The 22,957-nt window shown below is 71.3% G+C and carries 19 protein-coding genes; 9 read left to right on the top strand and 10 right to left on the bottom strand.

Annotated features, from left to right (window positions below; translation table 11 throughout):
• On the top strand, positions 1–1,224 hold the full coding sequence (locus IE069_RS11955) for an MFS transporter (protein WP_189350799.1): 1,224 nt from the start codon (positions 1–3) through the stop codon (positions 1,222–1,224).
• On the opposite strand, the gene IE069_RS11950 is transcribed toward IE069_RS11955, so the two are convergent.
• The gene (locus IE069_RS11950) at positions 1,200–2,099 is read right to left on the bottom strand and encodes a phosphatase PAP2 family protein (RefSeq protein ID WP_189350798.1); all 900 of its coding nucleotides are present in this window, start codon (positions 2,097–2,099) and stop codon (positions 1,200–1,202) included. The genes IE069_RS11955 and IE069_RS11950 overlap by 25 nt on opposite strands.
• Positions 2,100–2,159: 60 nt before the next feature.
• On the opposite strand from IE069_RS11950, the gene IE069_RS11945 reads away from it, so the two are divergent.
• The 3 genes from IE069_RS11945 to menD all read left to right on the top strand — a co-directional run bounded on the left by IE069_RS11945 (position 2,160) and on the right by menD (position 7,198).
• Positions 2,160–3,170, top strand: coding sequence for an o-succinylbenzoate synthase (locus IE069_RS11945; protein ID WP_189350797.1), 1,011 nt, complete (start codon positions 2,160–2,162; stop codon positions 3,168–3,170).
• A gap of 101 nt (positions 3,171–3,271) precedes the next feature.
• The gene (locus IE069_RS11940; RefSeq protein WP_189350796.1) at positions 3,272–5,395 is read left to right on the top strand and encodes a PhoX family protein; all 2,124 of its coding nucleotides are present in this window, start codon (positions 3,272–3,274) and stop codon (positions 5,393–5,395) included.
• Between the two features lie 105 nt (positions 5,396–5,500).
• On the top strand, positions 5,501–7,198 hold the full coding sequence (gene menD, locus IE069_RS11935; RefSeq protein ID WP_189350795.1) for a 2-succinyl-5-enolpyruvyl-6-hydroxy-3-cyclohexene-1-carboxylic-acid synthase: 1,698 nt from the start codon (positions 5,501–5,503) through the stop codon (positions 7,196–7,198).
• Positions 7,199–7,375: 177 nt separating this feature from the next.
• Here the strand turns inward: menD and IE069_RS11930 are convergent, their stop codons facing one another.
• The 4 genes from IE069_RS11930 to IE069_RS11915 all read right to left on the bottom strand — a co-directional run bounded on the left by IE069_RS11930 (position 7,376) and on the right by IE069_RS11915 (position 11,346).
• Positions 7,376–8,161 (bottom strand): amino acid ABC transporter ATP-binding protein, encoded by a 786-nt coding sequence (locus tag IE069_RS11930; protein WP_189350794.1) that lies wholly within the window; start codon positions 8,159–8,161, stop codon positions 7,376–7,378.
• A 15-nt stretch (positions 8,162–8,176) separates the two neighbouring features.
• Positions 8,177–8,971, bottom strand: a complete 795-nt coding sequence (locus IE069_RS11925; protein WP_189350793.1) for an amino acid ABC transporter permease — start codon at positions 8,969–8,971, stop codon at positions 8,177–8,179.
• A gap of 77 nt (positions 8,972–9,048) precedes the next feature.
• Positions 9,049–9,846, bottom strand: a complete 798-nt coding sequence (locus tag IE069_RS11920) for an ABC transporter substrate-binding protein (RefSeq protein WP_189350792.1) — start codon at positions 9,844–9,846, stop codon at positions 9,049–9,051.
• A 171-nt stretch (positions 9,847–10,017) separates the two neighbouring features.
• Positions 10,018–11,346, bottom strand: a complete 1,329-nt coding sequence (locus tag IE069_RS11915) for an isochorismate synthase (protein WP_189350791.1) — start codon at positions 11,344–11,346, stop codon at positions 10,018–10,020.
• Positions 11,347–11,482: 136 nt separating this feature from the next.
• Between IE069_RS11915 and IE069_RS11910 the strand changes: the two genes are divergently transcribed.
• The 3 genes from IE069_RS11910 (at position 11,483) to IE069_RS11900 (ending at position 13,896) form a co-directional block, all read left to right on the top strand.
• Positions 11,483–12,253 (top strand): demethylmenaquinone methyltransferase, encoded by a 771-nt coding sequence (locus IE069_RS11910; protein ID WP_189350790.1) that lies wholly within the window; start codon positions 11,483–11,485, stop codon positions 12,251–12,253.
• A 137-nt stretch (positions 12,254–12,390) separates the two neighbouring features.
• Positions 12,391–13,485, top strand: a complete 1,095-nt coding sequence (locus IE069_RS11905; RefSeq protein ID WP_189350789.1) for a polyprenyl synthetase family protein — start codon at positions 12,391–12,393, stop codon at positions 13,483–13,485.
• 9 nt (positions 13,486–13,494) lie between these two features.
• Positions 13,495–13,896 (top strand): hypothetical protein, encoded by a 402-nt coding sequence (locus IE069_RS11900; protein WP_189350788.1) that lies wholly within the window; start codon positions 13,495–13,497, stop codon positions 13,894–13,896.
• Here IE069_RS11900 and IE069_RS11895 read toward each other — a convergent pair.
• A complete protein-coding gene (locus tag IE069_RS11895) occupies positions 13,886–14,380 on the bottom strand; it encodes an HIT family protein (protein ID WP_189350787.1) in 495 nt (164 codons plus the stop codon). The genes IE069_RS11900 and IE069_RS11895 overlap by 11 nt on opposite strands.
• 2 nt (positions 14,381–14,382) lie before the next feature.
• Positions 14,383–14,817 (bottom strand): hypothetical protein, encoded by a 435-nt coding sequence (locus IE069_RS11890; protein WP_189350786.1) that lies wholly within the window; start codon positions 14,815–14,817, stop codon positions 14,383–14,385.
• A gap of 183 nt (positions 14,818–15,000) precedes the next feature.
• Here IE069_RS11890 and IE069_RS11885 point away from each other — a divergent pair, with 183 nt between their 5' ends.
• Both IE069_RS11885 and IE069_RS11880 read left to right on the top strand, forming a co-directional pair.
• Positions 15,001–16,614, top strand: coding sequence for a sodium-dependent transporter (locus tag IE069_RS11885; protein ID WP_189350785.1), 1,614 nt, complete (start codon positions 15,001–15,003; stop codon positions 16,612–16,614).
• On the top strand, positions 16,611–16,748 hold the full coding sequence (locus IE069_RS11880; RefSeq protein WP_189350784.1) for a methionine/alanine import family NSS transporter small subunit: 138 nt from the start codon (positions 16,611–16,613) through the stop codon (positions 16,746–16,748). Before IE069_RS11885 ends, IE069_RS11880 begins: the two co-directional genes overlap by 4 nt.
• Positions 16,749–16,855: 107 nt before the next feature.
• Here IE069_RS11880 and rarD read toward each other — a convergent pair whose 3' ends face one another.
• Genes rarD through IE069_RS11865 form a run of 3 tightly spaced genes read right to left on the bottom strand, consistent with a single transcriptional unit; the run spans position 16,856 to position 22,946 of the window.
• Positions 16,856–17,827 carry an EamA family transporter RarD gene (rarD, locus tag IE069_RS11875; protein ID WP_373287819.1) on the bottom strand — a complete coding sequence of 324 codons (972 nt, stop codon included), beginning with the start codon at positions 17,825–17,827 and terminating at the stop codon, positions 16,856–16,858.
• Positions 17,827–21,825, bottom strand: coding sequence for a type VII secretion protein EccCa (eccCa, locus tag IE069_RS11870; RefSeq protein WP_189350782.1), 3,999 nt, complete (start codon positions 21,823–21,825; stop codon positions 17,827–17,829). Before eccCa ends, rarD begins: the two co-directional genes overlap by 1 nt.
• Complete coding sequence (locus IE069_RS11865) at positions 21,822–22,946, bottom strand: hypothetical protein (RefSeq protein WP_189350781.1); 1,125 nt, start codon at positions 22,944–22,946, stop codon at positions 21,822–21,824. The genes eccCa and IE069_RS11865 overlap by 4 nt, the downstream gene beginning before the upstream one ends.
• Between the last annotated feature and the right edge of the window lie 11 nt (positions 22,947–22,957).

The following is a 22,957-nucleotide window of genomic DNA, read 5'->3' as shown; positions in this document are numbered from 1 at the left end:
GTGGGCGGCACCGGCGACTTCAGGCTCCGCGACCTCGGGCTCAAGGTCTACGGCCCGTCCCTCCTCTACGCGGTCGGTCTCGGGGCGATCACCCCGGTCATCGCGCTGAGCGCGCTCGACGCGGGCGCCAGCGTCCCGCTCTCCGCACTCGTCGTCACGCTGGTCGGCGTGGGCTCGCTCCTCATGAACGTGCCCGCCGCGCTGCTGACGGCCCGCTTCGGCGAACGCTCGTCCATGATCGCGGCGGCCGGCGTGGCCGCCGTGGGCATGGGCGCGGCGATCGCGTCCCCGAATCTCGGCGTCCTCGCCGGGGCGGTCCTGCTCGTCGGCATGGCCGGCTCCGTGTTCAACCTGGCGCGCCAGAGCTACCTGGCGGAGGCCGTTCCCGCCTACTTCCGCGCCCGCGCGATGTCGACCCTCGGCGGCACCCTGCGCATCGGCGCGTTCGTGGGCCCCTTCCTGTCGGCGGCCGTCATGGTCCCGCTGGGGCTCGCGGGTGCCTACTGGGTGGGCCTGGCCGCGATGGCCGGCGCCGCCGTCGTCGGCTTCTGGGTTCCGGACCTGCCGGCACCGGGTGGGAGCGGAGCGGGGACGACGACGGCGGCCCTCGCCGGGCCCGGTGCGGCGGAGGACGCCCGGCGTTCGGTCTCGATGCGGCGGATCGCCCGCGAGAACGTGCGCACGTACGCGACCGTCGGCATCGGCGTGTTCGTCCTCGCCGCGGTGCGCGCGACGCGGAACGTCGTGCTGCCACTCTGGTCGGACCAGCTGGGGCTCGACCCGGCGATGGCCGCGATCGTGTACGGCGTCTCCGGCGCGGTCGACGTGATCGTCTTCTACCCGGCGGGGAAGATCATGGACCGCTACGGGCGGATCTTCTCCGCGGTGCCGTGCCTGCTCCTGCTCGGCGTCTCACTGGCGCTGCTGCCGCTCGTGGACGACCTGTGGGCGCTGCTCTGGGTCGGGGCGCTCATGGGGTTCGGCAACGGGCTCGGCACGGGGATCGTGATGACGCTCGGCGCCGACTACGCGCCGGCCCACGCGCGGCCGCAGTTCCTCGGGATCTGGCGGCTGCTGACGGACTCGGGCATGATGGCCGGCCCCGTGGTGCTCTCGGCCGTGACGTCGGCGGCCACGCTGGGCGCGGGCATCCTGGTGATCGCCGCCGCCGCCTTCGTCGGCACGGGCGTGTTCGCGTACTACCTGCCGCGCTCCCGGGACTGATGCATGAACACCTGGTTCATCAGCCCGAACAGCGTCAGCGCCGCGCCGCCGATCATGAGGATCCCGGCGGCCAGGAAGCCCAGCAGCAGCTTGAAGTTCTCGCCGGTCTCGACGGGCGGGAGCAGGACGAACAGGCAGGCCGCCGCAACCAGGGCCAGGAGGCCCGGCACCTGCATCGCGAACCGCCAGCCGCGCGCGGCGCCCCAGAACCGCAGCGTGCGCCACCGGTTCCAGCGCGGGGTGGCGAGGGTGAGCACCCAGCCCGTGGCGAGGGACCACCAGACGACGACGAGGTAGGCGCCGACGATGTCAGCCGGCCGGTGCCAGCCGAGGACGAGCGTCGCGGCACCGGCCAGCGCCGCGTAGACCCCGCCCAGGCACGCGACGAGCGGTCTCCAGCGGGGCGTGACCATGCAGAAGATCGCCACCATCGAGGCGGACGCGAGCGTCGTGTGCCCGGACGGGAACGAGTTGACGGTCGCTTCCGAGATGCCGAGGTTCGGGCGGTCGAGCACCGCATGCTTGAGCACCTGCGTGGTCAGGAACGCGCCGCCCATCCCGGCCAGGTTGATGAGCGGGGCGGCGACCGAGCGGTGCACCAGCGCCGATACGAGCAGCGAGACCGCACCCAGCACGGCGGAGACCTGCGGCAGCTTGCCGAGGAACGCCAGCGCGGGCTCCCTCGCGATGTCCTGCTGCTCGAGGTACCGGTGCGCGCCGACGAGCGTGTTCTCGTCGATCTGCTGCCCGACCGGGGTGAGGACGAAGAACCAGTAGGCCGCCGCGAAGGCGGCCGCGGTGAGGACCAGTGCCCCCAACCAGCCGAAGGGCCGGGCGATGCGGGCGCCATCGCGGGCGTGACTGACGTGATTCATCGTCTTCAGCATGCCACGGGAGCGGCCCGGATGGCGGCAGCCGTGGATAGAGTGTGGGGCATGCCTCAGGTGAATCCGACTCCCTCGCCGCTCCCGGACATCGAGGAGGTGCTGGCCGCGGCGCATGTCGTGAGCCTTCCGCTGAAGGTCCGGTTCCGCGGCGTCACCCATCGCGAGGCCGTGATCCTGACCGGCCCGCGGGAGCACTCCGAGTTCTCGCCGTTCCTCGAGTACGGCGACGCGGAGGCGTCCGCGTGGCTCCGCTGCGCGCTCGAGGCCGGATGGTCCGGGTTCCCGGATCCTGTACGCGCCGCCGTGCCGGTCAACGCGACGGTCCCGGCCGTGCCCCCCGCCGAGGTCGCGTCCGTGCTGGGCCGCTACGACGCCGCCCACACGGTCAAGGTCAAGGTCGCCGAGCGCGGACAGGACCTGCACGACGACGTCGCCCGCGTCGCCGAGGTCCGGCGCCTGCTGCCGGCTGCCCACCTGCGCGTCGACGCCAACGGCGGCTGGGGCCACGACGAGGCGCTGGCCGCGCTCGAGGCGCTGGCCGGGTTCTCGCTGCAGTACGCCGAGCAGCCGGTGCCGGGCGTCGAGCCCCTCGCCGCGCTGCGCGAGGAGCTGGACCGGCGGCAGCTGCCCGTGCTGATCGCCGCCGACGAGGCGGTGCGCAAGGAGTCCGACCCCCTCGCCGTGGCCAGGCTCGGCGCCGCCGACCTGATCGTGGTCAAGGCCCAGCCGCTCGGGGGAGCGGCGCGGGCGCTGCAGATCGTGTCCGATGCGGGGCTCCCCGCCGTCGTCAGCTCCGCCCTGGACTCCTCCGTGGGCACCCGCGTCGGCGCGGCGCTGGCGGCGGCCCTGCCCCGGCTGCCCTACGCGTGCGGCCTCGCGACAGTGTCGCTCTTCGGCGGGGACGTCGCGGCGGAGCCGTACGTCGCCGCGCACGGGGAGCTCGACCTGCGCCGGGTGGCGGCCGATCCGGACCTGCTGCGCCGCTACCGCGCCCCGGCCGAGCGCGCCACGTGGTGGTTCGAGCGGTTGCGGCGGTGCCGTGAACTGTTGGTGAATTGATCTGCGGCTGCGGTTCATGTCGTGGTGACCTGCAATTATCTTGAAGATGCGACTTTGGGCTGGCCACCATTGACCAAGCATCCCTCGAGAAGGACCCACTCATGAGCATGCCCCGAAACTTCCTCCAGCTCCTCCCCATGGCCGGCCACACGCGCGGCAACCGCGACGCCATGACCTGCCACTTCAAGTGCGGCGACGCGTGCTCGAAGGCCGTGTGCAACACCAGCTCCAACTCCTACTTCCGCGACATCGCCGACAAGGCACTCTCCCGCCGCGCGGCCCTGGGCCTCGGCGGAGTGGCCGCGGCCGCCGTCGTCGTGGGCCCGCAGATCGCCAACGCCCCCTCGGCCGCCGCCGACTTCGGCGGCTTCGGCAAGGGCGGCGGCAAGCTGCCGTTCAACGCCATCGACCCGGTGGAGCGCACGGTCGACACGGTCACCGTCCCGGAGGGCTACGACTGGGCGCCGATCATCCGCTGGGGCGACCCGCTCTTCCAAGACGCCCCGGCGTTCGACGCGGCGAACCAGACGGCGGCCGCCCAGGAGCGCCAGTTCGGCTACAACAACGACTACCTGAACATCATGGCCGACGGCGGCAACGGCCGCACCGGCGTGCTGGTCTGCAACCACGAGTACACCAACGAGTACATGATGTTCGACCCGGCCTGGCAGGCGCAGAACGAGGACGAGGCCCGCCGCATCGCCTGGGCCGCGCACGGCTTCACGGTCGTGGAGATCGAGCGCGCCAAGGCCGGGCAGAAGTGGGAGTACGTCGTCGGCGGCGACCGCAACCGCCGCATCACCGCGACGACGCCGTTCCGACTCGACGGCCCGGCCGCCGGTTCGGACCTCGTCAAGACCGTCGCCGACCCGGAGGGCATGACCGTCCTGGGCACCAACAACAACTGCGCCGGCGGCACCACCCCGTGGGGCACCATCGTCTCCGGCGAGGAGAACTTCAACCAGTACTTCCAGGGCCGCGGCACCCCGGAGGAGGCCCGCTACGGCATCGGCACCGGCGCCCCGAGCCGTGGCTGGGAGAAGCTCGACCCCCGCTTCAGCGCGCAGAACGCCGGCTACGAGTACGAGCACAACCGCTTCGGCTACATCGTCGAGATCGACCCGCAGGACCCGACCTCGACCCCGGTCAAGCACACCGCGATCGGCCGCTTCAAGCACGAGGGCGCCAACATCAACATCGCCGCCGACGGCCGCGTCGTCGTCTACTCGGGTGACGACGAGCGCTTCGACTACGTCTACAAGTTCATCTCCAAGGGCAAGTACCGCGAGGGCGACAAGGCCCACAACATGACCCTGCTCTCCGAGGGCGACCTGTACGTCGCGAAGTTCAGCGAGACGTCGGCCGCCGAGATCGACGGCTCCGGCGCGGTGCCCTCCGACGGCGCGTTCGACGGCGGCGGCGAGTGGCTGCCGCTGGTCAAGAACGGCACGTCCCGCGTCGCGGGAATGAGCGTCGAGGAGGTGCTCGTCTACACGCGCCTCGCCGCCGACCAGGCCGGCGCCACCAAGATGGACCGCCCGGAGGACGTCGAGCCGAACCCGGCCACCGGCAAGCTCTACATCGCGCTGACCAACAACTCGAACCGCGGCAAGGCCGGCTACGAGGCCGCGGACGAGATGAACCCCGTCAACGGCAACCGCGACGGCCACATCGTCGAGCTGACCGAGCGCGGGAACGACGCCGCCGCGCTGACGTTCGAGTGGAACATCCTGCTCGTCGCCGGAGACCCGGCCGTCAGCGACTCGACCTACTTCTCCGGCTTCCCGCCGGAGAAGGTCTCGCCCATCTCCTGCCCGGACAACCTGGCCTTCGACTCCAAGGGCAACCTCTGGATCTCGACCGACGGCGCCCCGGGCAAGATCGGCTACTGCGACGCGATCCACAAGGTCCAGCTCACGGGCGCCGAGCGCGGCAGGGTCGAGCAGTTCCTGGCCGTCCCCGCCGGCGCAGAGGCCTGCGGCCCGGTCATCCACGACCTGGACGACTCGGTCTTCGTCGCCGTCCAGCACCCGGGCGAGGGCGGCACGTACGCGGAGCCGTACTCGCGGTTCCCGGACTTCAAGGACTCCCGCGAGGACGTCGGCGCGGGCGAGTTCTACGGTCCCCGCCCGTCGGTCGTGCAGGTGTTCAGCACCCGCGGCAACAAGGGCGTCGGCCACGCCAAGCGTGCCGCGAAGGCCAAGTCCCTGCCGCGCAAGAAGTAGCGGACGGGCTGCCAGACGCCCCGCGGCCCCGCACCGGTCCTCACGACCGGTGCGGGGCCGCACCCGTTTCCGGGCACGGGGCCGTGGCCGCCTAGGATTGAAGCCATGGAACCAGTCCGTCCCGACCCGCCAGCGGCAGCCCTCGACTCGATGGCCGCGGCCCGCGCCGTGCTGGAGACCCTGGGGGCCGCCGGCGTCGCCCACCTGGTGCTCTCCCCGGGGTCCCGCAGCGCGCCCCTCGCGTACGCGGCCGCCGAGGCGGAGGCGGCGGGACTGCTCACCGTGCACGTGCGGATCGACGAGCGCGACGCCGGTTTCACAGCCCTGGGGCTGTCCCTCGCCTCGGGCGCCCCGGTGGCCGTCGCCACGACGTCGGGCACCGCCGTCGGCGAGCTGCTGCCGGCGGTCATGGAGGCCAACCATGCGGCCGTCCCCCTGATCCTGCTCTCGGCGGACCGGCCCGCCGAACTGCACGGCACCGGCGCCAACCAGACCACGGACCAGGCCGGACTGTTCGGCACCCACGTGCGCGGTGCCGTCGTCGTCCCGGCGGGCCGGGATCCGAGGGCCCCCGTCCGGCAGTCGGCGGCCGCCGCCCTGGCCGCGCCGCGCGGCCCCGTGCAGATCAACCTCGAATTCCGCGACCCGCTCGCCCCCGAGCCCGGCGCGCCGATGCGGATCCCCGTCCGGCCGGCGCCGGCCGCCACCGCCGCGCGAGCGGAGCCGTCCGTGCCCGCGCCGGAGGGTGCGGAGCGCCGGCGCACGGTCGTCCTCGCCGGGCACGACGCCGGGGGAGTCGCCGCCCGCTTCGCCGAGGCGCACGGGCTGCCGCTGCTCGCCGAGCCGAGCTCGAACGCGCGGTCCGGGCCGAACGCGATCGGCCCCTACCGGCTGCTGATCGGGACTTTCGCCCGGGCCGCGCAGCCGATCGAGCGCGTCGTCGTGTTCGGCCGCCCGACCCTGAGCCGGCCCGTCGCCCGCCTGCTGGGCGACGCGACGGTGCCGGCCGCGCTCTACGCGCCCGAGCCGGTGGCGTGGTTCGAGCCCGGGCGCCGGCGCGAACGAGTCGTCGCCGACCTGGGCGAGCTCTCCGCTTTCGCCGGCGCGGCGCCGGACGGCTGGCTCGCGGCCTGGCGCGAGGCGGCCGCCGCGGCCGATGGTGTCATCGCGGCCGAGCTGGACACCGCGCGGGCGCCGACCGGCCCGGGGCTGGCCCGCGCGGTCTGGGCCGCCGGTGCGGGGCCGCTCGTGATCGGCTCCTCCAACGCCGTGCGCGACGCCGACCTCTGGGCGGATCCGGCCGCCGCCACCGCCGAACGGCGCGTGTTCGCCAACCGCGGGCTCGCCGGCATCGACGGCACGCTGGCCACCGCGGCGGGCATTTCGATCGCCTCCCGCGAGCGGACCACCGTGCTCGTCGGCGACGTGACCCTCCTGCACGACGTCGGCGGCCTGCACCTGGGCGCGGGGGAGACGGAACCGGAACTGGACGTCGTCGTGCTCAACGACGCCGGCGGGGCGATCTTCTCCACCCTCGAGCACGGAGCGGTCGAGGCGGGGGGCGCCTACGGTGACGCCGTCGAGCGCTTCTTCGCGACCCCGCACGCGGTCGACCTGTCGGCTCTGGCGACGGCCTACGGCCTCGCCTACGCGGAGGTCCGCACGACGGCGGAGCTTGCCGCCGCGCTGGCAGCCCCCGCGGGCGCGGCGCGGCGCGTCATCGACGTGAAGATGCCGCGCGGGGACGTTCGCGGGCGCACGCGGCGGATCGCGGAGGCCGTCGAACGGGCCATCGGGGGCTGACTGCGGACCGGGTCGCGAGACCCCGCTGGTCGTACCGGAGGACACCCGTACCCGGCGGTGACGTGCTGCGCCCCGGTCGGCAACGAAAAAGCCTGAGGTGCTGACTTCGGGGGTGTCTGTACCCCTCGGCCGAAGTCAACACCTCAGGCTCGATCGTGCCGTGAGGGTGCTGCCGGGTCACTCGTCGACCTCGACGTGGGTCGGGTCGAGCACGCGCTTGAGGAAGTCCTGCATGCGCGGGGTCTGCGGGTCGCCGATGACCTGCGCGGCCGGGCCGGACTCGACCACGACGCCGTCGTCCATGAAGACGACCCGGTCGGCCACGTCGCGCGCGAACGCCATCTCGTGGGTGACCACCAGCATGGTCATCCCGTCCTTGGCGAGGTTGCGCATGATGGACAGGACCTCGCCGACCGTCTCCGGGTCGAGGGCCGAGGTCGGCTCGTCGAAGAGCATCAGCTTCGGATCCATGGAGAGCGCACGCGCGATCGCGACGCGCTGCTGCTGGCCGCCGGAGAGCTGATCCGGGTAGCGGTCGCCGAACTCGCCGAGCCCGACCTTGGCCAGGTTCTTCTCGGCGATCCGATCCGCGTCCGGCTTCTTGCGTTTCAGGACCTTCTGCTGGGCGACGGTGCAGTTCTCCAGCACGGTCAGGTGCGGGAAGAGGTTGAACTGCTGGAACACCATGCCGACGTTGCGGCGCATCGCGTCGACGTCGATGTCGGGATCGGTGACGTCGTACCCGCCCACGTCGATCGATCCGCCGTTCGGCTGCTCCAGCAGGTTCACGCAGCGCAGGAGGGTCGACTTGCCGGAACCCGACGGGCCGATCAGGCACACCACCTGGCCGGGGGCGACCTCGAGGTCGATGCCCTTGAGGACCTCGACGGGGCCGTAGGACTTGTGCAGGCCGTCGATGACGACGCCGGCGGCCTGGAACTGTTCTTCGATGGTCTCGCTCATGATTCCTCCTCGTCCCTAGCGCTTGGCCTTGGCGGCGCGGGATTCGAACTTCCGGGCCAGCTGGCTCAGCGGCAGGGTGATGATCAGGTACATGGCTCCGGCCAGGACCAGCGGTGTGATGCCGGCGCCGTACTGCAGGATGCCGTCGCGGCCGAACTTCGTCAGCTCGTAGTCGGCGACGGCGAGCCCGAGGACGAAGATGAGCGAGGTGTCCTTGGTGACCAGGATGAACTCGTTGGTCAGCGGTGGCAGGACGATCTTGAAGGCCTGCGGGATGATGATCGTGACCATCGCCCGCCACCCGGGCATGCCCAGGGAGCGGGCGGCCTCGTACTGGCCGCGGGGCACGGCCTGCAGACCGGCGCGCAGCGTCTCCGCGATGTAGGCGGCGGCGACGAGGCCCAGCGAGACCATGACGACGAGCCACGTGGGCCAGACGGTCCCGGGGAACGCCGTCGGGACGCCGAAACCGAAGGTGATGAACACCAGCAGCGCCGGGACGCCGCGGAAGAACTCGATGTAGCCCGTGGCGATCCAGCGGTACGGGGGGAACGAGGCGAGCTTCATCAGCGCGAGGACCAGCCCGAGGCCCAGCGCGAAGAAGAAGGAGATGATCGTGTAGAAGATCGTGTTCTTGAGGCCGACGGTGATGACGGTCGGGAACATCCCGCCGAGGCTCTCGAACTGGAAGAACGCGGTCCGGACGGTCGCCCAGTCGATGGTGATCGCCAGGGCCACGAGGACGGCGACGAAGATGCCCAGTTGTACGTAGAGGCTGGTCCGGGCTCGTTGGCGAGCGGTCATGGCCATTTCAGGTGCCTTTCATGAACGGGGGCGGGGCCGCCGTGGCGGCCCCACCCCGCGGGTTCGTCGAGTCGTAGGAGGTGCTACTCGGCCTCGCCGAACCACTGGGCCTCGAGCTCGCCCAGCTCGCCGGACTCCTCCATGCGCTGGAGGGTCCCGTTGACGGCGTCGGCCATCTCCGTATTGCCCTTCTTGATGGAGACGCCCAGCTGCTCGCCGGTCTCGATCTCCTCGACCCGGACGAACCCGGTTTCGTCCTTGATGGCGTAGCCGAGGACGGAGATGTTGCCCAGTGCGGCGTCGACGGTGCCGGCCTTGAGCGCCTGTATCTGGAGCCCGGAGTCGTCGAACCCGATGGTCTGCAGGCCGTTCTCCTGCCCGAAGGTCTCGCCGGTCGTGCCCGCCTGGACGGCGATCCGCTTGTCCTGCGCCGACTCCAGGTCCGTGATGTCGGTGCCCTCGGGGGCGATCAGGACCAGGTCGTCCTCCATGTAGGGATCCGAGAAGTCCATGTTGCCCTTGCGCTCCTCCGTGATGGAGATGGAGGAGATCGAGACGTCGCACTTGTTCAGCGAGATGCCGGACTGGATGCCCTCGAAGGAGTCGTCGATGATGCTGAGCTCCACGTCCTGGTCCGCGGCGATCTCGGTGGCGATGTCGATGTCGAAGCCGACGATCTCGCCGTTCTCATCGGTGAACTCGAACGGCTCGTAGGGGATGTCCGAGCAGACGGTCAGCTGGCCCTCGGTCATGAGCGACAGACCCGCCTCTCCGCCTTCCGAGGGCTCGGCTTCGTTCCCGCCGGAGGAGCAGGCGGTCAGGGCGAGGGTGGCCGCGGCAGCGATGGCGAGGCCCTTGAAGGTGCGGGACGGAATCTTCATGAGTGATGTCTTTCGTTGGTGCTGGCGACGAAATCTTGTGCTTCAGAACGCAATTCTAATGGCAAGTAGCTTTCGAAATGTGTCGAAGCTCGGCACGTCACCTTACTCGATGTGACGGACCGCACTCCATAGTGCAGTGATCTGCACACTATGCGTAATCGCCGCGGATTGCTAGAGGTTGAGCGCCTCGCGCATCGGCCGCATCTTCGCCCACGACTCCGCCAGCTCGGCGTCGGGGTCCGAGGCGGCCACGACCCCGCAGCCCGCGAACAGCCGCACGCGCGTCGGCGATTCGACCACGCCGCCGCGCAGCGCGATCCCGAATTCGCCGTTGCCGTGCGTGTCGACCCAGCCGACGGGCCCCGCGTAGGGCCCGCGGTCCATGCCCTCGAGCCTGCGGATCGCGGCCGCCGCCGCCGGGGTCGGCGTCCCGCACACGGCGGCCGTCGGATGCAGCACCTCGGCGAGGTCGAGCGCCGTCGGCGTGCGGCCGTCGTCGAACGCGTTCAGGTGGGCCTCCACATCGGAGGCGAGGTGCCAGACGTTCGGCAGCTGGAGCACGAACGGCTCGGTGGGCGCGACCATCTGGGACACCAGCGGGCCGAGCTCGGCGGTGAGCGAGTCGATCGCGAGCTGGTGCTCGTGCCGCTGTTTCTCGTCGCCGGCGAGCACCCGGCGCGGGTACTCGGGGTCCGCCGGCGCCTCCCGCCGGTCCAGGGTGCCGGCGAGCACGCGGGCCTTCGCCGTGGCGCCCTCGACGCTCACCAGCATCTCCGGGGTCGCGCCGATGAGGCCGTCGACGCTGTAGGTCCAGCAGTCGCCGTAGCGCATCGCCAGTTCGCGCAGCACCTGCGCGACGGCGATCGGCGAGTCGAGCTCCGCCACCGCGTCGCGCGCCAGAACCAGTTTGGTCAGCTCGCCCGACTCGATGGCGCGCACGCCTGCCGCCACGGCCTCCTTGAACGCGTCCTCGTCGACGAAGCCGGGCCCCAGCGTGCCTCCGCACGTGAGCTCGTGCTCGCCGTCGACGGCGTCGAGCTCCACCGCGAGCTCCTCCTCGGCGGCCTGCAGCGTCAGCTCCTCCGCGGGGTCGTCGCTGATGATCGTCAGCCAGCTGGTCTCCCCGCGGCGGCCCACCACGAGGCGCGGCACGATCAGGGTGGACACCCAGTCGCTGGTCTCGTCGAACGCGAACGACGCGAACGCCTGCGCGCCGGTGCCCGGCAGGTCGAGAGGATTGGCGGAATCGGCCGCCTGCGCCACCGCGGACCACCAGGCGCGGGCGTCGGCGAACCGGTCGACCCCGCGGGTGCTGAAGCGGGCGACCTCGCCGAAGCCGACGCGGCCGTCGCCGCGGCGCCCCCACACGAGGGTGTCGCCTCTGACGACGTAGTCCAGCAGGCCGCCATCGGCCATCGCCGGGCGTTCGAAGGTGGCACTGCGCAGGGTCGGGGTGCGCCGTTGTTCATCGGGCAGCGCGGCAGACAGAACGTGGGTCATGGTGCCCCCAGCCTACTCCCAGATCGCGGGCACGCGGGCGCGGCGGCCGGTGCCGCCGTCGTCCGGCGAAGGACCCGCAGGGCCCGGGAACACGGGGCGTTTCCCGCTGGCCCACAGTTTTGCGACAATGTACGACGTGAGCCGAGCAACGCTGCAGAAGCGTCCAGATGAAGTCCAAGCCATGTTCGACGACGTGGCGCCGCGTTACGACATCGTCAACGACATCCTGTCCCTCGGGCAGGACCGCCGCTGGCGCAAGGTGGTCGTGGACGCCGTCGGTGCCGAGCCGGGGCAGCGCGTCCTCGACCTCGCCGCCGGCACGGGCACCTCGTCCGAGCCGTACGCCGACGCCGGCGTCCACGTGGTGGCCTGCGACTTCTCCCTGGGCATGCTGGAGGTGGGCAAGCGCCGGCGCCCGGACATCGACTTCGTGGCCGGCGACGCGACGAACCTCCCCTTCGCGGACGAGACCTTCGACGCCGTGACGATCAGCTTCGGGCTGCGCAACGTCTCGGACCCCCAACTGGCGCTGCGCGAGATGGCGCGCGTGACCAAGCCGGGCGGCACGCTGGTGCTCTGCGAGTTCTCCCACCCGGTCTTCGCGCCCTTCCGGACCGTCTACACGGAGTACCTGATGAAGGCGCTGCCGACGATCGCGCGGAAGGTCTCCTCCAACCCGGAGTCGTACGTCTACCTCGCCGAGTCCATCCGCGACTGGCCGGCACAGGACCGGTTGGCGTCGTGGGTCGAGCAGGCCGGCTGGAAAGACTGCCGGTACCGGAACCTGTCCGGCGGGATCGTGGCCGTGCACCGGGCCGTCAAGCCGGGTACGGCGGTGGCGGATCCGGAGCGCGCGGCCCGCGCCTCCGATTTCCTGCGCCGACGTGCCTCCCGGCGCAGCTATTGACCCCCTGAGTCGGCCCGCCCGGCCAGTGCGCGGATGGTTGTGACAGCCGTGCATGCGACTAGAGTGGATCACTGTGGCTGCCCCGGACGGGGTGCGCCGCCTAAGCCACCAGACTCACATCCCGAGGCAGCAAACACGTGACTGAAGCTCAGAGCAACTGGACCGCCGCCGGCCACTCGGTGCCGGAGGAGTTGGACCTGCATCCGGAGACGGCGGCCCTGGCCGCCACCATCAAGCTGCCCGCGGGCTTCCGGGCCGTCGCGGAGGATCCCGAGTTCGGGCCGGCGATCTCCGAGGGCATGGCCCGCGTGGAGAAGCTGCTGCGCGACGCCGTCGCCAACTCGGACCCGTTGATCGACGCCACCAGCCGGCACCTCGTCGAGGCCGGCGGCAAGCGCATCCGGCCGCTGCTCGTCATCCTCTCCTCGTTGCTGGGGGACGGCGTCAACGCCGAGGTCGTCAAGGCGGCCGCCGTCTGCGAGCTCACGCACCTGGCGACGCTCTACCACGACGACGTCATGGACTCGGCGCCGTACCGCCGCGGCGCACCGACGGCGCACGAGGTGTGGGGCAACTCGGTGGCCATCCTGGCCGGCGACCTGATCTTCGCCCGCGCCTCGATCACCGGTTCCGAGCTCGGTCCGGAGGCCGTGAAGATCCAGTCGCGCACGTTCGAGCGCCTGTGCCTCGGCCAGCTGCACGAGACCATCGGCCCGCGCGAGGGCGACGACCCGCGCGAGCACTACCTGCAGGTCATCGCCGACAAGACCGCGTCGCTGCTCTCGGCGTCGGGCCGCTTCGGCGCGATGTTCGGGCACGTCGACGGCGCCGTCGAGATCATGGCCGAGTACGGCGAGCGGGTCGGCGTGGCTTTCCAGCTGGCCGACGACGTCATCGACCTCACCGGCGGCAAGGACGCCGGCAAGACCCCGGGCACCGATCTGCGCGAGGGCGTGCCCACCCTGCCCGTCCTGCTGCTGCGCGAGGCCGCCGCCGCCGGCGACGAGTCCGCCGACCGCGCCCTCGCCCTGGTCGACGGCGACCTGACGAGCGACGAGGCCCTCGCGGAGGCCGTCGCGGCGGTCGCCGGGCACCCGGCGACGCAGAAGGCCTGGGACGTCGCCCACGAGTGGGCCAACATGGCCGTCGAGGCGCTCGCCCCGCTGCCCGACGGCACGGTCAAGGCCTCCCTGGCCGCCTTCGCCGACGCGGTCGTCACCCGCGAGATCTAGGAGCCGGCCGTGGAGACGGTGCTGCCCGACGGCTGCGGAAACGCGCCGCGCGTGTCCATCGTTGCCGACGTCGTGAGCGCGTGGACCGCGCGCGACGACGGGGCGCTGTCCGCGATGCTCGCGGAATCCGCCGTGTGGCGCGTGGTCGGGGCGGGGCAGTCCCCGGAGGCGGGTGCCGCGGACGCGCTGGCGGCGCTCCTCGGCGCGGACGCTCTCGTCCGGCGGATCGAGTTCGACGACATCATCACCCACGGCCGCCTGGCCAGCTGCACGGGCCGGATCGTGGCCGCCGACGCCGCCGGGAACGAACGCGCGATCGAGTTCTCGCACCACCTGCGCTTCGCGGGGGCCGCCAAGACCGCGCCCGTGGCCGCGGTGCGGACGTTCCTCGGTGGCGGATCTACCCGCTGAAACCGACCTGCCGCAGGGCCGCAGCCAACTCCCGCCCCTTGCGGGCGCGCTCCTCGACCGACACGCGGTGGCGCAGCTGCCGGTAGAGCATGTCGTCGCCGTACCGGGGGAAGACGTGCTGGTGGTAGTGCCACACGTGCTGGTTGCCCGAGGGCTCGTTGTGCTGCCGGGTGGACGTGCCCTCCGGGTTCCATGCGAGTTTCATCGCGAGCGCGGTGGCCCGGGTCGCGCGCATGATCGCGGCGCCGACGTCGTCGTGCAGGTCGTAGAGGGACTCCAGATGGTCCGCCGGGATGACCATGGCGTGCCCGCCGTAGGGGCCGAACCCGTCGCACGCCATGATGACGGCGACCGCGTCGTCGCGGTAGACGAGGTCCGTGAGCGCGCAGAGGTTGGTGGGGGAGGAGATCTCCCCGGACAGCAGCTCGCAGAAGGGGCACGCGTACCCGGAGGGCGCGTGCGACTCCCAGAACTGCTGCGCCACGGTCAGTCGTCGAGCTCGGGCTCGAGCTCCTCGAAGACCCACGCGAACATGTCGAGGACGTACTCGCTGAAGGTCCCCTCCTCGCTGCGCCAGGCGTTGCGGCGGTTGTTGCGGCGGTAGACGATCGGGTCGGGGACGTCGAGCTGGTCGATGCGCACGCCCCAGACGTACTTCTCCTCCTCGTCCTCCATGAACAGGAGGTAGCCGTCGTCGTACTCGAGCTCCTCGGGATCCCAGAAGTAGTAGTAGGCCTCCATGAGGTCCTCGCAACCGCCGAGGGAGAGGTAGAACTCGCGCAGCACCAGCGGGATCTCGACGCCGGCCTCGGCCAGGGCGGCATCCAGCTCGGAGGAGGAGAGCCCGTCCTCGTCCACCCACTGATCGTCGAGGTACTTGGGGATCAGGGAACGGAACTTGTCCAGAAACATCTCAGCCATGCATGAATCCTATCGGGAAATACCGGGGTGCCGGACAGAGGATCCGGGTCCAATGTTTCGCCGCGGAGCTCGGGGTCGAGAGGTGATTGTAGTGGTCAATCGTAGAACTGCTGCAGAAATGTGACGCTTCTTAAACGGAAATGTTTGTGTGAGCGGTTGCACTCGCGTCTAGCGTTAATGGTTATGAGCACTGCACCTAGCCACCGCGGCCAATCCAAGGCCGCCGCGCGCGAGACGTTTTCCTCGCGCAAGCTGTTTATCCTCTCCGCCATCGGATCGGCGGTCGGACTGGGTAACATCTGGCGTTTCCCCTACGTCGCATTCGAGAACGGCGGAGGCGCCTTCCTGATCCCGTACCTGGCAGCGCTGCTGTCCGCGGGCATCCCACTCTTGTTCCTCGACTACGCGATCGGCCACAAATTCCGTGGCTCCGCGCCCCTCGCCTACCGTCGCATGAGCCGCCCCGCCGAGTTCCTCGGCTGGTGGCAGGTCCTCATGTGCTTCATCATCGCCATCTACTACGCCGTCATCATCGGCTGGGCGGGCATGTACACCTGGTTCTCCGTGCGGCAGTCGTGGGGCGACGACGCCGAGGGGTTCTTCTTCGGCACTTTCCTCGAGCTCGGCGACCCGGGCGTCTCGACGACCTACGTGCCGCAGGTCCTGTGGCCGCTGATCATCGTCTGGCTCGTCGCCATCGTGATCCTCGTCGGCGGCGTCCGCAAGGGCATCGCCCGGGCGAACGGCATCTTCATGCCGCTGCTCGTCGTGATGTTCGTGCTGCTGGTCGTCTCGTCGCTGTTCCTGCCGGGCGCCATGGAGGGCCTCAACGCCTTCTTCACCCCGAACTGGGCGGCTCTGGCCGACCCGACCGTCTGGGCCGCCGCGTACGGACACATCTTCTTCTCGCTGTCCATCGCGTTCGGCATCATGATCACCTACTCGTCCTACCTCAAGCGCAAGACCGACCTGACCGGATCGGGCATGGTCGTGGCCTTCGCCAACTCGGGCTTCGAGATCCTGGCCGGCATCGGCGTGTTCGCGGCGCTGGGCTTCATGGCCGTGGCATCGGGATCGAGTGTGGAGGACTCGGCCTCGGCCGGCATCGGGCTGGCGTTCGTCGCCTTCCCGACAATCATCTCCGAGGCGCCGCTCGGCTCCGTGCTGGGCGTCCTGTTCTTCGGGTCGCTCGTCTTCGCCGGCCTGACGTCGTTGACGTCGATCGTCGAGGTCATCATCTCTGCCGTGAAGGACAAGATGGGCTGGGGCCGCCGCACCGCCGCACTGGCGGTGACCATTCCCCTGGCCATCATCTCGATCCTGCTCTTCTCCACGTCGACGGGCCTGTACGTCCTCGACATCGCGGATGCGTTCGTGAACCAGTTCGGCATCCTCTTCGGCGCGTTCATCGCCACGGTGCTCGTCGCCTGGGTGTTCCGCAAGCTGCCGATCCTCTCCGACCACCTGAACCTCTTCGGGTCGGTCAAGATGCGCCGGACGTGGATGGTGCTCGTCGGCGTCGTCGGGCCCCTCGTCCTCGGCTACATCTCCATCCAGGCGTTCAACACGTTCCTGTCGGAGCCCTACGAGGGCTACCCGGCGTGGATGCTGAACACCTTCGGCTGGGGCATGGCCGCCGGAATCGTGATCCTGGCACTGATCATCACGATGCTGCCGTGGAGCAGGAAGTCCCTGCTGCACGACGACCCCGAGTACGTCGCCATCAAGGCCCACGAGGACACGCTGACCGGCAGCGTCCCGGTCGCGGGCACTGAACAGAAGGAGGACCGGCCATGACCGCAACAGCGATCGTCATGATGATCATCGCCCTGCTCACCGTCTGGGGCGGGCTGGGCCTGGCCCTCGCCAACCTCTCGAGGAACCCCGAGGTCGAGGACGACCTGCCGGGCGAGCCGGCACCCGAGCTGTAGCGCACGGCGCGCCGCAGCAGCGGACAGACGAAGCCCCGCCGGCCCGCACGAGGACACCTCGTCGCGGGTCGGCGGGGCTTCGTCGTCTCCCGGTGCTCCCGGCCGGGTCAGGCCGGCTCGACCGCCGTACGCGCGGCTGCCCGGGTGCGCGGGCGGCGTCGGACGAGATCGAGCGAGAGGATCACGATCGCGACCCAGACCAGGCCGAAGCCGATCCAGCGCTCGAGGGGCATCGGCTCGTGGAACACGCTCAGGGCGATCACGAACTGCATGACGGGGGCGATGTACTGCAGCGTCCCGATCATCGACAGGGGAAGCCGCGACGCCGCCGCGCCGAAGAACAGCAGCGGCGTGGCCGTGATGATGCCGCTGGCCGCCATGAGCCAGAAGTGCGCCGGACCGAGGGACGTGAGCGTCGCCGTTCCCGTGGCCGCGAACCAGGCCATGACGGCGGCGGCCGGGACGACGAGGACCGCCGTTTCCAGCGTCAGGCCCGTGACCGCCGTCGTGCCCGGCCCGACCTTCTTCTTCGCGAAACCGTAGAGGCCGAACGAGAAGGCCAGCGTGAGCGCCACCCACGGGACCGAGCCGTGGCCGACGGCCAGGACCAGCACCGCTGCGAGCGCGACGACGACGGCGAGCCACTGCATCCGGCTGAGCCGCTCGCCCAGGAGGACGACGCCGAGGGCCGTCGAGACCAGCGGGTTGATGAAGTAGCCGAGCGAGGCCTCGAGCGCATTGCCGCCGAGGACGGCGAACGTGAAGGTGAGCCAGTTGACGGCGATGAGGCACGCCGCCAGCGCCAGCCAGCCGAGGGCGCGTCGATCCGCGGCCACGATGCGCAGGCGCCCCCACTGCCGCGTCATCGTGACCAGGACCGCGCAGAACAGCAGCGACCAGAGCACGCGGTTCGCGACCAGCTCGACCGGGTGCGCGGCCGCGACGAGCGCGAAGTAGAGGGGCAGGACGCCCCAGAGGCCGTAGGCGGCGAGGCCGGAGGCCAGCCCGACGCTCTGTTCGCTGCGCGGGGCGCGGGCTGATGCCCGCCCGGCGTTTCCTGAGGTTCTCACCCGCGGCATCATACGCCCGCGTCGGCCTCCGGAGTATCCGGATCCCGGTACGTCTGGACGGTCTGCAGCGGTTTGCCGGTCTGGACCAGCTGGCCGCGGCCGGGCGGGAGGGCGCGGGCGCGCACGTTGTTGACGAGCGCGCCCTCGGAACGGTCGCCGGACATGATCAGGGCCGCGGTGCCGGAGTCGCGCAGGGTCGAGAAGAACGACTCGTACATGCCGCGGCTCGCACCGCGCACCTTGCGGGTGAGCACGACGTTGAGGTTGAGCTCGGCGGCCATCGGCAGGTAGTTGGCGAGCCGGCTCAGCGGGGAGTTGTTGCCGGCCGTCAGCACGTCGTAGTCGTCGGCGAGGACGACGAGCCGGGCCGTGCCCGGCTTCTCGTCCTCGCTGCCGCCGTTGAGCCGCAGTTCGAGCTCCTTCACGAGGGCGGCGGAGAGCTGCTCGCCGACCGCCGCGCTGCCGGCGTACCCGCCGAGGTAGTCGTCCGGCACGACGTCGTCGAGGTCCTTGCGCGGGTCGTACACGGCGAAGAGGAGTTCCTCGGGCGTGTGCTGGTCGACGAACGTGCGGATGACGCGGCGCAGCATGTTGGACTTGCCGCAGCCCTCGTCGCCCATGATGAGCAGGTGCCGGTCCTTGGTGGTCATGTCGAGCACGTGCGCGCCCAGGTCGACCTCGCGCAGGCCGACGGCCAGGTGCCCGGGGGTGGCGAGATCCGGCGCCTCGTTCGAGGAGACCTCGGCGGGGAGCACGCGCACCTTCATGGCGGTCTCGCTGGTGGAGGCCGCGACCTCCTCGACCAGTGCCCGCAGTCCGTCGGAGAGGGTCTCCGGGTCGGCTTCGCCGTCGATGCGCGGCAGCGCGACGTGCCCGATGAGCTTCGCGTCCGAGAGACCGCGGCCGGGCACGTCCGCGTTCACGCCGGTGGCGACCTTGCGGTCGATCATCGAGTCGCCCGGATCCGAGAGGGCCAGCTCGAGTTTGTTCCCGAAGAAGCCCTGCTGGGCCATGCGGATCTCGCCGCTGCGGTTGAGGGTGGCGACGATGTGGATGCCGTATCCGCTGCCGCGCATGATGAGCGTGGTGACGGCGTCGGAGATCTCGTCGAAGTCGTCGTTGATCTGGGCGTAGCCGTCGATGAGCAGGAAGACGTCGGCGCTGGGCAGCTCCGGCAGGTTCCCGGCGGCGTGCATGCGGCGCATGGTGGCGAGCGAGTCGATCTGTCGGTGCTCGAAGAGCTGCTCGCGGTGCATCAGCATGCCGAGCAGCTCCTCGATCGTGCGCCGGACGACTTCGCGGTTGGTGCGGATCGCGATGCCGCCGACGTGCGGCAGCCCGTTCAGCGGCAGCAGCGACGAGCCGAGCAGGTCGACGCCGTAGACGCCGACCTCGCTGGGCCGGTGGGTGAGCGCGAGCGAGGCGACGATCGTGCGCAGCAGCGTGCTGCGCCCCGACTGCGGGCCGCCGACGATCATCAGGTTGCCGCCGCCCGAGGCGAAGTCGATCTCCCACAACCCCTGCCACTGCTTGGCCGGGTCGTCGAGGAGCCCGATCGGAACGCGGAGCCGGCCGCCCTGCTCGAGCCGCAGCCCGTGCTCGCTCGGCCGCACCTGGCCGACGCTGGCGTCCAGCGTGACGGCCGCGGGCAGCGGGGGCAGCCAGATCTCCTGCACGGAGCGGGGGAACGTGCGCAGCGTGTCCATGAGGGTGGACATCACGGTGGGGCCGGTGGTCCGCTTGGCCGCCGACTTCTTCGGCGCGCCGCCGTCGGCCCCGTCCGCGGGGGCGGCGTCGTCGGTGGCGAAGAAGCGCAGGGGGACGACGTCGGCGCTCACGGGGGCCGCGGGCTCGTCGTCCCGCGTCTGCTCGGCCTCGACGGGGCCCGAGACGTAGCCGGACTTGAAACGCGTGTAGACGGTCGTGTCGACCTTCAGGTAGCCGTAGCCGGGCACGGGCGGCAGGTGGAAGGCGTCGCCGGTGTCGAGCACGGTCTTGGACTCGGACTCGGAGAGTGTGCGCAGCCCGATCCGGTAGGACAGGTACGTCTCCAGCCCTTTGAGCTTCCCGCCCTCGACGCGCTGCGAGGACAGGAGCAGGTGCACGCCGATGGAGCGGCCGATGCGGCCGATGGAGAGGAACAGGTCGATGAAGTCGGGGCGGGCGGTGAGCAGCTCGCCGAACTCGTCGATGATGATCACCAGGTGCGGCAGCGGATCCATGTGCTCGCCGCGCGCCAGTCGTTCGTTCCGGTGGACCTGGTAGTCGGTGATGTTGGCGATGTTGCCGGCGGCCTTGAGGACCTCCTGGCGGCGGAGGATCTCGCCGTTGAGGCTCGCGTAGACGCGCTCTACCAGGGAGAGGTCGTCGGAGAGGTTCGTGATGATGCCCGTGACCTGCGGGGCGCCCTCGAACGGCGCGAACGTCGCACCGCCCTTGAAGTCGATCAGGACCATGGCCAGCACGTCGGGGGAGTGCGTGGCGAGCAGGCCGAACACCATCGAGCGCAGCATCTCGGATTTGCCGGAGCCGGTCGCCCCGACGCAGAGCCCGTGCGGGCCCATGCCGAACTGGGCGGACTCCTTCAGATCGAGAGTCGCGGGCCGGCCGCGGTCGTCCGGTCCGAGCGGGACGCGCAGGAAGTCGGCGTCCGACCGCGGCCGCCACGTGCGCTCGACGTCCTCGCGGCTGAGCGCGGGCGTGAGGCCCAGCATCCCGATGAACGACTCGGCGCCCTCGGCCCCGCCCCCGTGTTCGAGCGAATCGGCCGAGAGCCGCAGCGGGGCCAGCTCCCGGGACAGGGCCGAGGCGGTGGCGACGGGCAGGTCGTCGAGCTGCCCGAGCGTCGTCGCGGGCGCGGCGGCGTCCCGCCGGTAGTCCTCCATCCGGAATCCGTCGTCGGTCTCCGTGATGCGGATGCTGATCTCCGAGGGCTCGTCGCCGCGCCGGCCGACCAGGTGCACGACGGTCATCCCGATGCCCTGCGGCGCCAGGTACCGGTCGGCCAGCGGGAAGTCCTCGGCCTGGGTGCCGTAGCCGTCCGAGACGATCAGGAGGCGCGAGAGCACGGACAGCGCGCCGGATTCGGACTTGCGCGCCTCGGCGGCGATCTTCGTCCGGTGCTGCATGTCGGCGGCCATGACGTCGGCCAGGTCGTCGAGGCTGCGGCCGATGCGCCGCACGGGGCCGGTCTCCGTGGCCTGACGCTGGTCGGCGAGGTGGGGGAGCCACTGCGCCCACGACCAGTCGTCCTCGGCGCTGCGCGGCACCGCGAGCCCCAGCTCGAGGTCCTCGGGGGAGTGCAGGGCGGTCGAGGAGACGATGAGGTTGCGGGCGACCGCCAGAGCGAACTCGCGCGAACCGACCACCGACACGTTGCCGACGGCGTCGAGCGGGACCGCCACCGGCATGGACGGGCTCTTCTCGTAGCGCCGGCGCAGGATCTCGGCCTCGGCCGCCATGAATGCGTCCTCCAGCTGGCCGGGGGAGGAGGCGTCCGCGACCGCGACGGGACGGCAGGGGCGCTCGCCCGTGCCGAGCCGGACGTCGAGGAAGTCCTCGCTCGAGCGGCGCCGTTCCCACAGCCGCAGGGGATCGCGGACGACGTCGAACAGCGCGTCCGGGTCCGGGCTGGCCACCCGCGCCGTGGCGAGGGCCTCCTGCTCGTCGGCGCGGAGCTTCACGCGTGTCCGCTCGAGGTAGCGCAGGTAGAGGTCGCGGGCCTGGCGCCGCTGCTTCTGCTGCTTGCCGCGCTGGGAGAACATCATGGCGATGCCCACGACGACGGTCAGGACCATCATCATGGCCCCGACGGCCGCGAACGGCGAGTTCCGGAACATCATCATCACGGTCATGGAGACGGCGCCGCCGAGCATCGGCACGATGGCCATGAGGTTCATGCCCTGCGCCTCCCCCTCGACGGGCGGCGGGGCGTCGATCGAGAACGGGCGGAACTCCCGCAGCGGCGGTGTCGTGCGGGCCGGCCGGTGGATGATGCGCTGACTCATCGGCGCCCGCCCGCGCTCGAGGTCCCGAGGGGGGCCTGCGCCGCATTGGCCACCGTGAGCACGCGCCCGGCGAGGTGGGCGACCCCCATGCGCCGCTGCGGGCCGAGCCGGGCGAGCCCCAGGCGGGCGCCCGCGGCCAGGTGGGCGTCGTAGTCCAGCGCGTGCGCCTCGTAGCCGAGGGCGGTGAGCCGGGCGGCCTGCGCCGCGGCGGACAGCGGGGCCCCGCGGTCCAGCTGCGTGACCACGACGACGACGCGGCCGGCCGCGACGAGCTGGCGCAGGTACGGGCCGGAGAGCTGCGCGAGGGCGTCCTCGATCCCGCTCATCGTCGCCGGGACCACCCAGACCACGGCGTGGGCGTCCGCGAGGGCGGCGGCCGTCGTCGGCTGGTTCACGCCCGCCGGGCAGTCCAGGACGGTGAGGGGGAAGTAGCGGGAGACGCTGGCGCAGGTTTCGCGGACGAGCGACCCGGCCGGCGGCGGTCCGTCCGCGGCCGGGGCGCTGGCCGTGGCGAGCAGGTTGTCGCGGACCGGGGCGAGCATCGAGCGCATGTCCTCCGCGCTCGGCAGCCGCCCGCCGGTCGTCTCGGGCACCAGGTGGGCGAAGGTCGCGGCGCCGCCCGATCCTGCACGGTCGTCCACGCCGAGGCGCAGGCCGAGCGTGCCGTGCCCGATCGCGAGGTCGAGGGCCGCGACCGTGTCCTGGCGGACCGCCGCGTAGAGACGGGCGAGCAGGGCGGCGGCCGTCGTCGTGCCGGCCCCGCCGCGCGTCGAGAAGACGGCGATGCGGCGACCGGTCGAGACGGGTGCCTGGGCCTCCGCCGCGGAGGCGGCGAGCTCCGCGGCGGACTGGTCCGAGCCGAAGATCCTGCGCAGGGTCCGCGCGAAGCCGCCCGAGGCGCCGGAGACGTGCGAGAGGCGGAGCAGGTCGAAGCTCAGGGCCTGCCCGACCGCAGGGTCCACCCGACCGCCGGGCGACGGTGCCGGCCGGCTCGGCGCGGCGCCCCGGCGCCCCGTGTCCCGGTCGCGGCGTGCGCCGCGTCCCGGGGCCGGCGCCCACGGATCCACGACGCGCGCCTCCTGCGCCGGCTCGGGTGTTGAACGGGAGTCGTTCGTCGACATGGGGATCGCTT

Source organism: Zhihengliuella salsuginis (assembly GCF_014651715.1).
GTDB lineage: Bacteria > Actinomycetota > Actinomycetes > Actinomycetales > Micrococcaceae > Zhihengliuella > Zhihengliuella salsuginis.
This window is presented reverse-complemented; position numbering and strand designations above follow the sequence as displayed.

Excerpts from the sequence above, each read along its gene's own strand:
- IE069_RS11945 (WP_189350797.1), top strand. The coding sequence starts at position 2,160 with ATGCCTCAGGTGAATCCGACTCCCTCGCCGCTCCCGGACATCGAGGAG.
- IE069_RS11925 (WP_189350793.1), bottom strand. The coding sequence starts at position 8,971 with ATGGCCATGACCGCTCGCCAACGAGCCCGGACCAGCCTCTACGTACAA.
- IE069_RS11940 (WP_189350796.1), top strand. The coding sequence starts at position 3,272 with ATGAGCATGCCCCGAAACTTCCTCCAGCTCCTCCCCATGGCCGGCCAC.
- IE069_RS11890 (WP_189350786.1), bottom strand. The coding sequence starts at position 14,817 with ATGGCTGAGATGTTTCTGGACAAGTTCCGTTCCCTGATCCCCAAGTAC.
- eccCa (WP_189350782.1), bottom strand. The coding sequence starts at position 21,825 with ATGAGTCAGCGCATCATCCACCGGCCGGCCCGCACGACACCGCCGCTG.
- IE069_RS11915 (WP_189350791.1), bottom strand. The coding sequence starts at position 11,346 with ATGACCCACGTTCTGTCTGCCGCGCTGCCCGATGAACAACGGCGCACC.
- IE069_RS11885 (WP_189350785.1), top strand. The coding sequence starts at position 15,001 with ATGAGCACTGCACCTAGCCACCGCGGCCAATCCAAGGCCGCCGCGCGC.
- IE069_RS11920 (WP_189350792.1), bottom strand. The coding sequence starts at position 9,846 with ATGAAGATTCCGTCCCGCACCTTCAAGGGCCTCGCCATCGCTGCCGCG.
- IE069_RS11930 (WP_189350794.1), bottom strand. The coding sequence starts at position 8,161 with ATGAGCGAGACCATCGAAGAACAGTTCCAGGCCGCCGGCGTCGTCATC.
- rarD (WP_373287819.1), bottom strand. The coding sequence starts at position 17,827 with ATGCCGCGGGTGAGAACCTCAGGAAACGCCGGGCGGGCATCAGCCCGC.
- menD (WP_189350795.1), top strand. The coding sequence starts at position 5,501 with ATGGAACCAGTCCGTCCCGACCCGCCAGCGGCAGCCCTCGACTCGATG.
- IE069_RS11880 (WP_189350784.1), top strand. The coding sequence starts at position 16,611 with ATGACCGCAACAGCGATCGTCATGATGATCATCGCCCTGCTCACCGTC.
- IE069_RS11950 (WP_189350798.1), bottom strand. The coding sequence starts at position 2,099 with ATGAATCACGTCAGTCACGCCCGCGATGGCGCCCGCATCGCCCGGCCC.
- IE069_RS11865 (WP_189350781.1), bottom strand. The coding sequence starts at position 22,946 with ATGTCGACGAACGACTCCCGTTCAACACCCGAGCCGGCGCAGGAGGCG.